13 protein-coding genes and 1 rRNA gene are annotated in these 14698 nt (G+C 41.9%); 5 read left to right on the plus strand and 9 right to left on the minus strand.

What is annotated here, in order from left to right; genetic code table 11:
• Positions 1–106 (plus strand): 5S ribosomal RNA (gene rrf, locus L2740_RS20995); the annotation flags it as partial.
• Positions 107–537: 431 nt separating this feature from the next.
• On the opposite strand, the gene mutT is transcribed toward rrf, so the two are convergent.
• From mutT to nadC, 9 genes are all read right to left on the minus strand, one after another.
• Positions 538–924 carry an 8-oxo-dGTP diphosphatase MutT gene (gene mutT / locus L2740_RS21000; protein ID WP_248951948.1) on the minus strand — a complete coding sequence of 129 codons (387 nt, stop codon included), beginning with the start codon at positions 922–924 and terminating at the stop codon, positions 538–540.
• Positions 921–1157 (minus strand): DNA gyrase inhibitor YacG, encoded by a 237-nt coding sequence (gene yacG / locus L2740_RS21005; RefSeq protein ID WP_248951949.1) that lies wholly within the window; start codon positions 1155–1157, stop codon positions 921–923. Before yacG ends, mutT begins: the two co-directional genes overlap by 4 nt.
• Positions 1158–1216: 59 nt before the next feature.
• Positions 1217–1951, minus strand: a complete 735-nt coding sequence (gene zapD, locus L2740_RS21010) for a cell division protein ZapD (protein ID WP_248951950.1) — start codon at positions 1949–1951, stop codon at positions 1217–1219.
• Positions 1952–1959: 8 nt separating this feature from the next.
• On the minus strand, positions 1960–2565 hold the full coding sequence (gene coaE, locus L2740_RS21015; RefSeq protein ID WP_248951951.1) for a dephospho-CoA kinase: 606 nt from the start codon (positions 2563–2565) through the stop codon (positions 1960–1962).
• A gap of 18 nt (positions 2566–2583) precedes the next feature.
• Positions 2584–3495 carry a prepilin peptidase gene (locus L2740_RS21020; protein WP_248951952.1) on the minus strand — a complete coding sequence of 304 codons (912 nt, stop codon included), beginning with the start codon at positions 3493–3495 and terminating at the stop codon, positions 2584–2586.
• Positions 3496–3563: 68 nt separating this feature from the next.
• Positions 3564–4832 carry a type II secretion system F family protein gene (locus tag L2740_RS21025; protein WP_248951953.1) on the minus strand — a complete coding sequence of 423 codons (1269 nt, stop codon included), beginning with the start codon at positions 4830–4832 and terminating at the stop codon, positions 3564–3566.
• Positions 4833–4924: 92 nt separating this feature from the next.
• A complete protein-coding gene (gene pilB / locus L2740_RS21030; RefSeq protein ID WP_248951954.1) occupies positions 4925–6634 on the minus strand; it encodes a type IV-A pilus assembly ATPase PilB in 1710 nt (569 codons plus the stop codon).
• Between the two features lie 51 nt (positions 6635–6685).
• The gene (locus L2740_RS21035; RefSeq protein WP_275974444.1) at positions 6686–7165 is read right to left on the minus strand and encodes a pilin; all 480 of its coding nucleotides are present in this window, start codon (positions 7163–7165) and stop codon (positions 6686–6688) included.
• Positions 7166–8247: 1082 nt separating this feature from the next.
• On the minus strand, positions 8248–9132 hold the full coding sequence (gene nadC, locus L2740_RS21040; RefSeq protein WP_248951955.1) for a carboxylating nicotinate-nucleotide diphosphorylase: 885 nt from the start codon (positions 9130–9132) through the stop codon (positions 8248–8250).
• A 217-nt stretch (positions 9133–9349) separates the two neighbouring features.
• Between nadC and ampD the strand changes: the two genes are divergently transcribed.
• The 4 genes from ampD (at position 9350) to aceE (ending at position 14692) form a co-directional block, all read left to right on the plus strand.
• Complete coding sequence (gene ampD / locus L2740_RS21045; RefSeq protein WP_420833552.1) at positions 9350–9895, plus strand: 1,6-anhydro-N-acetylmuramyl-L-alanine amidase AmpD; 546 nt, start codon at positions 9350–9352, stop codon at positions 9893–9895.
• A gap of 63 nt (positions 9896–9958) precedes the next feature.
• Complete coding sequence (gene ampE / locus L2740_RS21050) at positions 9959–10807, plus strand: beta-lactamase regulator AmpE (RefSeq protein ID WP_248951957.1); 849 nt, start codon at positions 9959–9961, stop codon at positions 10805–10807.
• Positions 10808–11168: 361 nt separating this feature from the next.
• Positions 11169–11921: a pyruvate dehydrogenase complex transcriptional repressor PdhR gene (gene pdhR, locus L2740_RS21055; protein ID WP_028767886.1), complete on the plus strand. Its 753-nt coding sequence runs from the start codon at positions 11169–11171 to the stop codon at positions 11919–11921.
• 110 nt (positions 11922–12031) lie between these two features.
• Positions 12032–14692 (plus strand): pyruvate dehydrogenase (acetyl-transferring), homodimeric type, encoded by a 2661-nt coding sequence (gene aceE / locus L2740_RS21060; protein ID WP_248471438.1) that lies wholly within the window; start codon positions 12032–12034, stop codon positions 14690–14692.
• The last annotated feature ends 6 nt before the right edge of the window (positions 14693–14698 follow it).

Raw genomic sequence — 14698 nt, forward strand, 5'->3', positions numbered from 1 at the left:
ATAGAGTTGTGGCACCACCTGAATCCATTCCGAACTCAGAAGTGAAACGCAATATCGCCGATGGTAGTGTGGGGTCTCCCCATGTGAGAGTAGGTCATTTCCAGGCGCCTAATTATTCTCGAAAGAGAGGCGAAAAAGCCCTAGCAAACAACGCTAGGGCTTTTTTCGTATATACGCTGCGCGAGAAGAACGACTCCCAACGTCGCCCCGCCGCTGAGCTTGGCCAGAAACTGCGTCCATGCGTTTCAGGCATTCGGCACATCCGTGTACCTCGCCTCCAGCTTCGAAGGCAAGCTTCTTCGCGTTCACTCTTCACTTAAAGCAGAGGGGCTGAATACTGCGTCTTCAAAACGCCTCACTTTCACCCCCATGTGTTCGCTGCGCGAACTACGAGAGTAGCGCGAAGCTGTTCATTTTTAGGCGCCACTTTGATTTCACTTTTGTAAAAGTGAAGACAAAACAGAATTCTCGAAAGATAATAAAAAAAGCCCGCTAAGATGTAGCGGGCTTTTCATGAGTAATTTTAACAAGCTGATATTAGCTTAGGATCTTTTCCAAAATAGCCTTATTGGCTTCTGGGAAGTCGTATTGTTGTAGATGTTCTTTCTCTATCCAGCTGACTTGCTGGCCTTCCATACCGTGCGCAGCACCGCTAAAGTTTTCTACCCAATGAATATCGAGGAATACTTTTTTATCGCCGTAATCGTGATGAATTTCCATCATTGGCTCGGTATGAACAACATCCAAGTTAACCTCTTCTTTAAGCTCTCTAATTAATGCTTCAGAAGTTGTTTCACCTTGTTCTACCTTACCACCCGGGAACTCCCATTTTCCGCCTTGATGAAGTTCTTGTGGGCGCTTAGCTAAAAGAATTCTATTTCCATCTTTAATTACACCTACAGCAACATGGACTAGTTTAGTCATTGATATTTTCCATCATCTGAAGGCTCGCCTACAAAAAACTCAGCTTCATCGTATCCCAATTGATCTAGTAACTCAGGATCAAATTGTGGTTTAACAGGAATTGCATGCTTTTCAGAAGCCCAATCTCCAAGATCGATGAGTTTACAGCGATCACTACAAAAAGGCTTAAATTTAGATTCAGCGTTCCATTCAACAGATTGCTGACAGGTTGGGCATTTTACTGATAAAGACATAATAGACCTCGCCAGCTATAAATCTGACGTTTGAAAGTGTATAAGGTAATTTTAAAGGCTTAACTGCAGGTTGCCAACTCGAATTCAATAGCTTGGTCAGAATGCTTTTGCTCATCAAAACGTACAAAGTGGATGGCATAGCGGTTTCTATGTCCACTTATAGTTGGGTAGCAACCTTGTTCCGCAGTGAGTTTTACTCTAATTAATGATAATGCTTGTTCACTAGTTCCTTGATAGAAACCGCCATTGGCATGCTTGCTTTGGTAGCTAGTCGTTTGTCTGGTTAACTCAAGCAGTAGGTTGATGGGGGCTAATAGACTTGAAAACTGACTCATCCAATCTTGGTATTCTTCTTGGCGAACATGCCAAGGTTTGGCAAGCCAATAATGAAGTTGTGGTAAGTCGAAATTACAACTAGCTCCAGGCATATTAAATCTTTGTCTTAATGCTGTGAGAAAGCGGTTTTGTTTTAATTCATGCCCTGGTCGCAGTGCAACTTGTAATATGTCTCTTGCTGCGCTCAGTCTAGATATATATATAGCTATTTGTTCGTCATCAATTGATGGTAGTGATTGCCACTTTGAGAGTGCAAATAGTTGTCTGTCGACATCTTTTAGTACTTCACCGCGATAATCGCATCGCTCAGTGAGTTCGCATAATGAAAAGAGTGGATCGAAGCACCGATGTTGGTGGTCATGATCTAAGTTAGCCTGCAATTGCTGCGCTAAATATTCAAGGCGCAAGTAACTACGGATTTTTTCATTTAGTGGCTGTTCATAGATCAAATTTGTCATGGCGTCATTTAGGAATTATTAGCTAAATTCAAATAAAGGTTATGCAGTGCTTGTACCTTGCACTTTAACGCCGATATCTCTCCCTGGTTGTCTATGACATCATCAGCTTTTGACAGTTTTTCAGCTCTTGAAGCTTGGCTGCCTATTATATTTTTTACCTGTTGAACGGTAACTGCATCTCTATCGACCGTTCTTTGTTGTTGTAACTCAGGTGAAATATCCACCAAAAGAGTACGATCTACTAAGCTATCTAACCCGTTCTCAAATAGCAAGGGGACAACCATAATTACATAGTCAGATTGCGCCTCTTTACATTGTTGCAGCATAGTCTCTCTGATCAGCGGGTGTAACAGTTTGTTCAGCCAAAGGCGTTCAGAATCATCCTCAAAAATAAGCTCCCTTAGTTTTGAGCGATTTAGGTTGCCATCAGTTAGCAAGATTTGAGAACCAAAATGCGCAACTATGCTATTTAAGCCGTTTGAGTTTGGCTGTACAACTTCTCTGGCAACGATATCCGCATCGACCAATGTTATGCCTAAGTCAGCAAAAATATTAGCAACAGTTGTTTTGCCACTGCCAATGCCACCAGTGAGTCCAATGATATAACTGGCCATATGATATTTTATCTCTTGTTATAAAGTGGATAGGTACCAATTTGTTATAGACTCACCCCAAATCATAGCAATCCAACCTGCTGCAGCAATATAAGGACCAAATGGAATAGGATTACCTTGGTTTAGCTTTTTGAAGACGATAAGTGCGATGCCTATAACTGCGCCGACAAGTGATGATAGTAGTATTACAAGCGGTAATACTTGCCAACCAAACCATGCACCAAATACGGCTAATAACTTAAAGTCGCCGTAGCCCATTCCATCCTTACCTGTGAGTAGTTTAAATACCCAAAATACGCTCCAAAGACTTAAGTAACCGGCTGCGGCACCGATTAACGCATTTGAAGTACTGGCAAAAGTTGCATCTAGGTTTACGATAAGTCCAAGCCATAGTAGAGGTAGTGTAATTTGATCTGGAAGAAGCATTTCATCTAAATCAATACCTGTAAGCGCAATAAGGCAAAAAGTAAGTGCGCTTGTTAATACAAATTCAAGACTTGGGCCATAATGCCAAGCCAAGAAAGCAATCAGAGAACCAGTGATTAACTCCACTAGGGGATAGCGTGCGGAAATAGGGGTGCTGCATGCGGCGCATTTTCCTTTAAGCATTAACCAGCCGAGGATCGGTAGGTTATGAATAGGCTTAATATTGGTTTTGCATTTAGGGCATGCAGAACCTGGTATTACGAGGTTGTATTTTTCAGGAAAGGCGTCAATTGGCGCTTCTAGCTTTTTTTGGTTTGCGTCGAAAACCTCTTGCTTATATTCACTTAGGTAGTGATTACACTCTTGTTGCCAGTCTCGTTTCATCATTACGGGCATACGATGAATGACCACGTTTAAGAAGCTACCGATTACAGCGGCAAACACAAAGCTTAACGAGATAAAAAGCCAAGGAAGCTGGCTAAAAACAGAAATTAGTTCAGTCATTATTTTTCTTTTGGTCTAACAGCTACCTAAATAGCAGATGGTGAATACTGATGTATTCAATAATACATTTATCCTACTACATTACCCATTTCGAAAATAGGTAAGTACATACCAACAATCAAGCCGCCAACAACGGTACCGATTACAACCATCATAATAGGTTCAATTAGGCTAGATAGGCCATCTACGGCGTCATCAACTTGCATTTCATAAATATTAGCGACTTTATTTAGCATATTGTCTAGTGAGCCGGATTCTTCACCAATCATAACCATTTGAATTAACATATCAGGAAATAGGCCTGTAGTGCGCATGGCTACATTCATTTGCATACCAGACATCACCTCTGTACGAATTTTTAAAATAGCTTTTTTATACACGGCGTTACCAGAGGCTCCTGCTGCAGACTCTAAACCATCAATTAAAGGTACGCCGGCTGCAAATGTTGTAGCAAGGGTTCGGGCAAACCTTGCCATGGCGCCTTTATGTAATATGTCACCGATAGCGGGGATTTTAAGTACGAATTCATCGACTCTATCTCGAAATAGTTGTGAATTACGATGAGCCCTTTTAAAGCCCCAAACTCCCACAATTATTGCTATTACAAAGATATACCAAGAAGCTTGCAGCCAGCGGGATATACCAATAATGAATTGAGTAAACGCAGGTAACTCAGCACCAAAACCGTTAAAGATATCTTCAAATTGAGGTACAACAAATAGAAGCAGTAATGCTGTGACCAAAACTGCGACAACCACAACAGCAGCTGGATAGAACATAGCTTTTTTGATTTTGGATTTTAAGGCTTCTGATTTTTCGCGGTAAGTCGCGATCCTATCAAATACCTGATCAAGCGAACCTGAGTGCTCACCCGCTCCAACAAGGTCAACGTATAAATCATCAAAATACAATCTGTGTGGCCTTAAAGCCTCTGACAATGGAATACCTGATTGAACATCGTTGACTATAGTTGCTAATAGCTCCCTCATTTTCGGCTTTTCATGGCCTTTTCCCAAAAGCTCTAAGGTTGTGACGATAGGGACACCTGCAGCAAGCATGGTCGCTATTTGACGAGTAACCATGGCGATATCCATGGGTTTGATTTTTTTTTCTGACTTAAATAGTGGAGGGGACTTTTTACGCACGCCTTTAGGAATAACGCCTTGAGCTTTTAACTGTGCTCTAATTTCCGCACTAGATACACCACGCAACTCCCCCGATGTTTTACCACCATCTCGATTGGTACCGTTCCACGTATAAGTAACAACTTTTGGCTGGCTTTTCTGGGCTTTTTTTCGTTCTCTTGATTGTTTTGACGTTTTAGTTGCGATTGCCATAGTGGGCCTTGTAGTTGATTACTTGTAGTAGCGCCTTGTTTTGTCGCTTTTTTTGTCACCCTAGAGATAAAGCATAGCTATTTTTAGCTCAATCAGAAGCTTGTTACACGGTTAACTTCGGCAATGCTAGTGACTCCTTGAATCACTTTTAAAAGTCCAGAATCTCTGAGATCTCGCATTCCTTGAAGTTTAGCCTGCTTAAGAATTTGTAATGAATTACCACCTTCCATGATAGTACGAGCAATTTCATCAGACATTTTCATTACTTCATAAATACCAACACGGCCTTTATAGCCGCCAGAGCATAGATCACAGCCGACAGGTTTGTGCGGGGTTATTCCGCTATCAATTTGCTGCTGAGTAAAACCAAGCTTGAGTAACGCTTCTGCTGGAATTTGTTCCGGCTCTTTACAACTGGTACATAAGCGACGTGATAAACGCTGGGCGATAATCAGATTTACCGAGCTGGCAATGTTATAACCTGGCACGCCCATATTGATCAGACGGGTTAATGTTTCTGCTGCGGAGTTGGTGTGTAGAGTTGATAAAACTAAGTGGCCAGTTTGCGCTGCTTTGATAGCAATTTCTGCGGTTTCTAAATCGCGGATCTCACCGACCATTACCACATCTGGATCTTGACGTAGAAATGAGCGTAGCGCGGAAGCAAAGGTTAGCCCTGCTTTTAAATTAATATGAACTTGGTTTACACCTTCAAGGTTAATTTCGACCGGATCTTCTGCAGTAGAAATATTACGTTCTTCGGTATTGAGAATATTAAGTCCAGTATAGAGTGAGACAGTTTTACCTGAACCAGTAGGCCCAGTTACTAATATCATTCCTTGCGGCTTTTGCAGCATCTCTTCGTATAGCAAGCGCTGGTCATCCTCATAACCCAGCTTTTCGATACCAAGTTGTGCAGATGAGGAGTCTAAAATACGCATTACGATTTTCTCACCCCAAATAGTGGGCAAGGTACTAACACGAAAATCGATAGACTTGCTGCGCGACAGCTTCATCTTAATGCGACCATCTTGTGGTACCCGGCGCTCTGCAATATCAAGTTTTGACATTACTTTTAAGCGAGCTGAAATACGTCCCGATAAATTTACTGGAGGCTCTGATACTTCATGCAATATGCCGTCGATACGAAAGCGAATACGGTAGCGTTTTTCATAAGGCTCAAAGTGCAAGTCTGACGCGCCTTTACGAATAGCATCGGTAAGAATTTTGTTGATATAGATAACAATAGGGGCATCATCTTTGCCTGTGCCATCTTGTTCTTCATCGCGCTTGTCTGTATCGGTAACCTCTATTTCTGCTAATGCACCGTCATCAATGGCGCTTAAGTCTAAACTGCTAATGTCGTCTTCTAAAATAGTTTCCAGTGCTTTATCTAGCTTGTTATCCTCGACTAAAATAGCTTCGGTATGTAAGCCTGCACTGAACTGAAAATCCTCCAAAGCTATGATATTCGTAGGGTCTGAAGTCGCTATATATAAACGATTTCCACGTTTAAACAGCGGGATACATCGATGCTTTTCGATTAGCTTTTTATTAAGGAAATCATCAGGAATTGAACTTATATCAAATTCATCCAAGTCAAGAAGTGGCGTTCCATACTCTTCGTAGCAAAGTTGAGCAATCTTTGACGCCGAAATAAGGCTGTTTTTGATTATAGTTGTAACTAAAGAAGTTTTTTGTTTACGTGAATTCGAAATAGCAGTCGAAATCTGCTCTTCGCTAAGTAAGCCTTTACGAATAAAGAGTGTGGATAAGCCTAAGTGTAGACCTGTTGTTGGCATTGAATATTCCAATAAAATTCGGGAGCAAAATTGCTCCCGAATTTTAAATTACTAGCAAAGACCAGCTTCTTGACAAGTACCAGATGCAACCCATTTAGTTGAGCCTGCAGTCGTAGGTGTGCCAGTTAATACATAAGTATAAGGGCCATCAGTAAACGTTGGATCACCAACAGAAGTTACAGTGATTACTATTCCGCCGGCAGGGTCAATCACGTCTGGAGTATTAGCATCGTTATCGTCATCGACCATATTTGCATCAATTGACACTGAGTCTACTTTAGGACCATCAGCCCAACCTGCAGCATCCTCTGATATATTTGCACAACTAGAACCTGTTTGAACACACACATCAACAGCTGTCTTTGCAGGAGTTGCAGCAAGTACGACTTCACTAAATTTTGCTCGTTGCGTATAAGTTTTATAAGCAGGCAGTGCAATCGCTGCCAAAATACCGATAATCGCCACTACGATCATTAATTCAATTAGGGTGAAACCCTTAGCGTTTTTCATGTTCTTCATCTTATTTTGCATGTCTATCTCCATTAGAAAGATGTTTGAATTGTGATTAAATCTATAGTGGCTAACCTAAAAATTAGAGCTCGTATCTTGTTATGAACGTGCTGGCTTGAATTGGGTTAGTACTTCATAAAATCATCATTCGTTAAATGTGTGCGTCAACCCTGCTGAGTGCTCCTGCGTTAGCGTGTCGCAATATCCAAACTTGCCTTTGGTGTGTGAAGTAAATTGTTCACCTAAAAGCATGGCGACGAGTCATCCGTTTATCCCTTTAACTAATCTTTAACCTAGGTTAAAAATTAACTGCAGGAGTTATCATTTAAAAACGATGAAAAGAGAGTCTTTTTTCAACAAAGGACATAAGATTACTCATCCAGTGCTTTAGCTATTTAGCAGCTAAAAAGTCCAATTGCTGTTTAATTAGACTGTGCCATTAATCGTTTCTAATTGTTCTAACCGAGTCTGCACATCGGTATACCTGCAAGTTAGTACAAAGGTGGGTAAAATGGAATAGTGAAATGTAATTAATGCGTTATTTTATTGTGTGTTTGGTTGTTTTTGCGTTTTGATATGGTTTTGCGGCTGTCTGTTTAGTGTTGATTGCTATTTTTTTGGCAGAAGTAAACAGAGTGTCAATTTTTTGAGCGTTCGCTATCTAACAATGAAATATGCAATCAGCAGAGTGATCTATAGTAATTATTTGCTAATTAAGTAGTTGCTTAGGTGGTTGTTTGGATGGCTATTTAAGTAATGGCTTAATTAACAGGTTGAGTTGCTGTGCACGCCAGAAAACTATAGAGGAAAATAGATTAAATGACTTAGTAAGAGCGCAGTCTTTTAATCTGTATTAGTAGTATGTTTTTGAACTAAGTCATCTCAATTGAAAGGTATGGCTTAGTTGTTTAGTTAGCTCTTTAGTTAGCTCTTTAATTAGTTATGAATTGGCTTTTAAGTTAGCTCTTGAGCATGTTCGTGAATGAGTATTTTAGTAAACAACGAGCTAGCACTTAATAGTGCTAGCCTCTTATTTACTATAGTACCCGTAACCCTTGCTTCAACTCACAAGCATCACTGTACTTTGGCTGTTTGCTCTTAGGCTATTTCAGTCTCAATGACAGATCTAAAGCTCTAACATGCTTTGTTAATGCACCAACAGAGATGTAATCAACCCCTGTTTTGGCAAAGTTGGCGATAGTATCTATGGTTACATCACCTGACACTTCAAGTTTTACACCCTGACCATTAGCTTTATAACGATTATTGAGTTCTACCGCCTCTAGCATCATGGTCACATCAAAGTTATCTAGCATGACGATGTCAGATTGTGCATCAAGTGCTTGAGTTAGTTCGTCAATGCTTTCTACTTCGACTTCAACCGGTTTGTCTGCATGAAGTTCTCTTGCCGCTTGAATTGCTTTATCGATACCACCACAAGCCATAATATGATTTTCTTTAATCAAGAAGGCGTCGAATAAACCGATACGATGGTTTTGACCGCCACCGCAAGTTACCGCGTATTTTTGTGCTGTGCGCAATCCTGGAATGGTTTTGCGGGTATCTAGTAAGCGGGTATGAGTGCCGGCGAGCTTGTCGACATAGAGTTTAGTTAAGGTAGCCACACCCGATAAGGTTTGAATGAAGTTCATCGCGGTGCGCTCGCCTGTTAAAATTGCACGGGCAGGACCTTCAAGCTCACACAATAACTGATTAGGCACCACAAGATCGCCATCGTCCACGTGCCAATGCAGCGCGACTTCACCACCAAGTTGATTGAAAACTTGCTCTGCCCATGCTTTACCGCAAAACACACCTTCTTCACGGGTGATTAAATTGGCTTGAGCAATTTTTTCAGCAGGAATAAGTTGCGCAGTAATATCTGCATCGCATCGTAGCGCTGAAGGTTGGCTTGTATGGCTTTGTTGATGGCCTAAGTCTTCATCTAGAGCTGCTTTAACTGAAAGTCGGATATCATTTTCAAGCATGGTGGTTGTCCTTACTGGCTTATAACCGTTGTATATATTGAGCACGCTTTAATAGTGGTTTTAATCTTAACATAAAGTTTTGCAAACAAAGCTAGCATTATTGTGGCTTATCGCTTGGAATTATTGATGTTATTGGCCTAATAAAACTAAAAAGCCTAACTATATTCATGGGGTTAAAACTGCTAAAGTTATTTCAATATTTTGTTCGAGGATCTTTCTGTTGGCACTGAATTTATTCAATGGCTGGGTGGAACAGGCACGACTTTGCTTATCTCCACATTTTAATCAAAGGCCGGACAAAGAAGTCAGCTTGCTGGTTATTCATAATATAAGTTTGCCAGCTGGATGTTTTGGTTTGCCTTATATAGACCAGTTATTTCAAGGCTGCTTAGATGTTGAAGCTGATGAAAGCTTTAAAGACCTGCAAGGGCTTGAGGTTTCAGCGCACTTTTTGATTAGGCGTGACGGCGAGCTGGTGCAATATGTCTCTTGTAACGAAAGAGCTTGGCATGCTGGTGTGTCTGACTTTGATGGACGTATAGGTTGTAATGATTTTGCAATAGGCATTGAACTTGAGGGTACAGATCTTGTGGCCTATTCAGAGTTACAGTACGCCAAATTAATTGAGCTGACTAAGAGTTTAATGACCAGCTACCCTGATATTACGTTAGATAGAATAACAGGTCATAGCGATATCGCACCGGGCAGAAAAACTGACCCTGGTGACAGTTTTGATTGGCAACGCTTTAAAAAGGCGTTGTAGGTTAGGGCTAAGCTAGACCTTAATTAGGGCTAATTTAACTCGTTAACATTGAAGGTGAATATTATGGCTTTGTTTGCGTTGTTAATCGCAATCTTGGTTGAACGGTTACGTTTATTGCCGAGTTCGTGGCAGTTTGATGCGTTGCTATCGAGATATTACAAGACACTTACCGAAGACAAGCAACCGTCATTAGGCACTATGACGTTAGCAGCAGTCATCCCCGCAGTTATAGTCTACCTATTAACTTGGCTTTTATCTGGCATGTTATGGGGCGCACTAAGCGTGGCATTGTGGGTCATAATTGCGGTGTTATGTTTTAGTCATAATCCGCAAAGACAAGCATTTAAGCGCTATATTCAAGCGGCCTGTCGTGGTGATTCACAAGCCTGCTTTAATTATGCAAATGAATTAGACCCTAGCCAAAACCTCACTACTGTGTCTGAAAAGCAATTAGGCACTCAAGTAGGCCAAAGCGTTGCTTGGATTAATTACCGCTATTACGGTGCGATTGCGCTTTACTTAATTATTTTAGGGCCAGTAGGTGCAGTGCTTTATTGTACGGTGCGCTTTTATAGTGAGCAAAGCCGCAATGCAAAGGCTGAATTGCCTTTAGTCGATAACTTATTGTTTGTGCTCGATTGGTTGCCTAGCCGGGTGTTCTCGTTTGGTTATGTATTAAGTGGTCATTTTAGTAAGGCTATTTCCACTTGGCTCACACAAGTTTTAGACCCCAAACGTAGTGCTAGAGACATTATTACTCAGGTCGCATTAGCAGCTGAAACCTTACCAGAATCATCTTCTGCTCCGGTCTGTTTGCAGTCAACGATTGCATTACTTCAGCTGAGTAAACGTAATTTCATTTTGTTAATTACAGTGTTGTCATTAATGACCATCTTCGGGGTGGTTAATTAATCAGCATTTAAACCTGTAGTTAGCTAAAAATTAGTCAGTCCTAATTTTGATTTTAATAAACTAATTAGGCTGATTTATATACGGCTCTGTACTTTGCTACGAGCCGTATTAACACTTAAAACTCTTGTCCATTTACCAAAAATCTCTCCATGTTTAATTGCTTATAATAATTATTATCAACGCGCGCCTTAAAAAAATTGGCACATTGGTCTGACCCCATTATGACGAAAATCAGCTATGCTCACACATCGCGCATAGATTTGATGTAGATCACTAACTGGACATTCAAAGTGTGATTTGATAAAGTGCGCTCAGTCAATTAAATTGGTAAGACCAATTTACAATAGGAGCTGAGGCCCATATGGCTTATAGCAAAATAAACCAGCCAAAAATATCCGATGTCATCATGGGACAGTTGGAGCAAATGATCTTAGAGGGCAGTATTCAGCCTGGTCAAAAGCTGCCACCTGAACGTGAACTGGCATTGCAATTTGAAGTTTCGCGCCCTTCTCTGCGTGAAGCTATTCAAAAGCTTGAAGCAAAGGGCTTGTTAATGCGTCGTCAAGGCGGCGGAACCTATGTAAAAGAGCAGCTTTGGCAAAGTCTTGCCGATCCAATTGTTGAACTTATGCATTCAGATTCAGAAAGTCAGTATGACTTACTGGAGTTTCGTCATGCTACTGAAGGCATGATGGCTTACTTTGCGGCACTTCGTGGTAACGACGCTGATATGCAAAATATCAAGCGTACGATTTTAGAAGTTGAATCAGCTAAATCTATCGAAGAGCAAGCAAATGCAATTGTGCGTTTTTATCGCGCGGTAGCAGAAGCATCACACAATGTAGCTATGCTGCATCTCGTATTGAGTTTATCCCCTGTGCTGCATAAAAACGTGGCACAAAACTTAGAGCTTTTAAGCCGACGCGAAGAAGCCTCTACCACGGCAAATGATCATAGACGAGCACTGCTTGCAGCGATTGTTCGCCGAGATCCTGAAGCAGCCCGCGAAGCCTCCAATGAACACTTAAGTTACATTGAAGAGGTGATGCTATCTGTAAGGGAAGAAGACAGTAGACTGCAGCGTAGCCTGCGTCGATTAAAGAGTGGTGTATAAGCTAGCTCAATAATAAGTAGCAGCTTATACCCTAACTAAATTTCAATGGTTAAATACACTAAGAACTGCCTGTAGTTACTTAGGTATTACGTATAGGAAAGGACTGCAAAATGTCTGAACATATGCTAAACGACATCGATCCACTAGAAACTAACGAGTGGTTGTCAGCTCTAGAATCAGTTGTACGCGAAGAAGGCGTTGAGCGCGCTCAATACCTACTTGAACAAGTACTCGATAAGGCCCGTTTAGACGGTGTTGATATGCCTACGGGTATCACGACCAACTACATCAACACGATACCTACGAGCCAAGAGCCTGCATATCCTGGTAATACAACGGTAGAGCGTCGTCTACGTTCGATCATTCGTTGGAACGCGATCATGATCGTGCTACGCGCATCTAAGAAAGATTTAGATCTTGGTGGCCATATGGCTTCTTACCAATCTGCGGCATCGTTTTATGAAATGTGTTTTAACCATTTCTTCCGTGCGCCAAACGAAGTAGATGGCGGCGATTTGGTTTATTACCAAGGTCATATCTCTCCAGGTATCTACTCTCGCGCATTCTTGGAAGGTCGCTTAACTGCTGAGCAGTTAGACAACTTCCGCCAAGAAGTAGACGGTAAAGGTATTCCTTCATACCCGCACCCTAAACTAATGCCTGAGTTCTGGCAGTTCCCAACAGTATCTATGGGTCTAGGCCCAATGTCTGCAATTTACCAAGCACGTTTCCTTAAGTACTTGGAAGGTCGCGGCTTGAAAGATACTTCTGCGCAGCGTGTATATGCATTCTTAGGTGATGGCGAGATGGACGAGCCAGAATCACGTGGTGCTATCTCTTTTGCTTCGCGTGAAAAGCTAGACAACCTATGCTTCCTAATCAACTGTAACCTACAGCGCCTAGATGGCCCAGTTATGGGTAACGGTAAGATTATTCAAGAGCTTGAAGGCCTATTTAAAGGTGCTGGTTGGAACGTAGTTAAGGTGATTTGGGGTAACAACTGGGACTCATTAATCGCTAAAGACACGACAGGTAAGCTGCTACAGCTTATGAACGAAACAATCGATGGTGATTACCAGACATTTAAGTCAAAAGATGGCGCTTATGTACGTGAGCACTTCTTTGGTAAGTACCCAGAAACTGCAGCATTAGTATCAGACATGACAGATGCAGAGATCTTCGCGCTTAAGCGTGGTGGTCATGACTCTTCTAAGCTATACGCTGCATTTAAAAACGCACAAGAAACCAAAGGCAAGCCAACGGTAATCTTAGCTAAAACAGTTAAAGGTTACGGTATGGGTGAAGCGGCTGAAGGCAAGAACATTGCTCACGGCGTGAAGAAAATGGACATGACTCACGTACTACAGTTACGTAACCGTCTAGGTCTAGAAGATTTGCTAAGCGATGAAAAAGTATCTGAACTACCTTACCTAACGCTTGAAGAAGGTTCGGAAGAGTACAAGTACTTACACGCACGTCGTGATGCGTTGCATGGTTATACACCACAGCGTTTACCAAACTTCACCAAAGCACTAGAGCTTCCAGAAGTTGAAGAGTTCAGCTCTTTGCTTACCGAGCAAAAGCGTGAAATCTCAACCACAATGGCATTTGTGCGTACGCTGAACATCTTGCTAAAGAACAAAGGCATTGGTAAGAACATCGTTCCTATTATTGCTGACGAAGCACGTACTTTCGGTATGGAAGGCCTGTTCCGTCAAATCGGTATTTACAACCCGCATGGTCAGGAATACACACCTGAAGACCGCAGTGTTGTGTCTTACTATAAAGAAGCGACTTCTGGTCAAGTATTGCAAGAAGGTATCAACGAGCTAGGTGCTATGTCTTCATGGGTTGCTGCGGCAACGTCATACAGCACTAACGATCTACCGATGATCCCGTTCTACATCTACTACTCTATGTTTGGTTTCCAACGTGTTGGTGACATGGCATGGATGGCAGGTGATCAGCAAGCACGTGGTTTCCTATTAGGTGCTACAGCAGGTCGTACAACGCTAAACGGTGAAGGTCTACAGCACGAAGATGGTCACAGCCATGTTCAAGCGAATACGATTCCAAACTGTATCTCTTATGACCCAACATTCGCATACGAGTTAGCGGTAATCATGCAAGACGGTATCCGTCGCATGTATGGCGAGCAAGAGAACGTGTTCTACTACTTGACGCTAATGAACGAAAACTACGCAATGCCAGCAATGCCAGAAGGTGCTGAAGAAGGTATTCGTAAAGGTATCTACAAGCTTGAGTCGTACACAGGTAGCAACAAGGTTCAGTTAATGAGCTCTGGTACTATCATGAACGAAGTACGTAAAGCTGCTCAAATTCTAAGTGAAGAGTACGGCGTCGCATCAGATGTTTACTCTGTGACTTCATTCAACGAGCTAACTCGTGAAGGTCAAGATGTTGAGCGTTTCAACATGCTGCACCCAGAAGCAGAGCAAAAGACTGCGTACATTACTCAAGTAATGGGCACTGAACCTGCAATTGCTGCAACCGATTACATGAAGAACTATGCTGAACAAGTTCGTGCATTTATGCCTTCTGAATCATTCAAAGTACTAGGTACTGACGGTTTTGGTCGTTCAGACAGCCGTGAAAACCTACGTCGTCACTTTGAAGTAAATGCTGGCTACGTTGTGGTAGCTGCGCTGAATGAACTCGCTAAACGTGGCGATATTGAAAAGTCAGTAGTTGCAGCAGCAATTGCTAAATTCAACATCGACGCTGACAAGACAAACCCGCTATACGCGTAAGAGGCA

The sequence above is a fragment of the Shewanella pneumatophori genome (assembly GCF_023283895.1).
GTDB classification, from domain to species: Bacteria; Pseudomonadota; Gammaproteobacteria; order Enterobacterales; family Shewanellaceae; genus Shewanella; species Shewanella pneumatophori.

Excerpts from the sequence above, each read along its gene's own strand:
- mutT (WP_248951948.1), bottom strand. The coding sequence starts at position 924 with ATGACTAAACTAGTCCATGTTGCTGTAGGTGTAATTAAAGATGGAAAT.
- yacG (WP_248951949.1), bottom strand. The coding sequence starts at position 1,157 with ATGTCTTTATCAGTAAAATGCCCAACCTGTCAGCAATCTGTTGAATGG.
- zapD (WP_248951950.1), bottom strand. The coding sequence starts at position 1,951 with ATGACAAATTTGATCTATGAACAGCCACTAAATGAAAAAATCCGTAGT.
- coaE (WP_248951951.1), bottom strand. The coding sequence starts at position 2,565 with ATGGCCAGTTATATCATTGGACTCACTGGTGGCATTGGCAGTGGCAAA.
- L2740_RS21020 (WP_248951952.1), bottom strand. The coding sequence starts at position 3,495 with ATGACTGAACTAATTTCTGTTTTTAGCCAGCTTCCTTGGCTTTTTATC.
- L2740_RS21025 (WP_248951953.1), bottom strand. The coding sequence starts at position 4,832 with ATGGCAATCGCAACTAAAACGTCAAAACAATCAAGAGAACGAAAAAAA.
- pilB (WP_248951954.1), bottom strand. The coding sequence starts at position 6,634 with ATGCCAACAACAGGTCTACACTTAGGCTTATCCACACTCTTTATTCGT.
- L2740_RS21035 (WP_275974444.1), bottom strand. The coding sequence starts at position 7,165 with ATGCAAAATAAGATGAAGAACATGAAAAACGCTAAGGGTTTCACCCTA.
- nadC (WP_248951955.1), bottom strand. The coding sequence starts at position 9,132 with ATGCTTGAAAATGATATCCGACTTTCAGTTAAAGCAGCTCTAGATGAA.
- ampE (WP_248951957.1), top strand. The coding sequence starts at position 9,959 with ATGGCTTTGTTTGCGTTGTTAATCGCAATCTTGGTTGAACGGTTACGT.
- pdhR (WP_028767886.1), top strand. The coding sequence starts at position 11,169 with ATGGCTTATAGCAAAATAAACCAGCCAAAAATATCCGATGTCATCATG.
- aceE (WP_248471438.1), top strand. The coding sequence starts at position 12,032 with ATGTCTGAACATATGCTAAACGACATCGATCCACTAGAAACTAACGAG.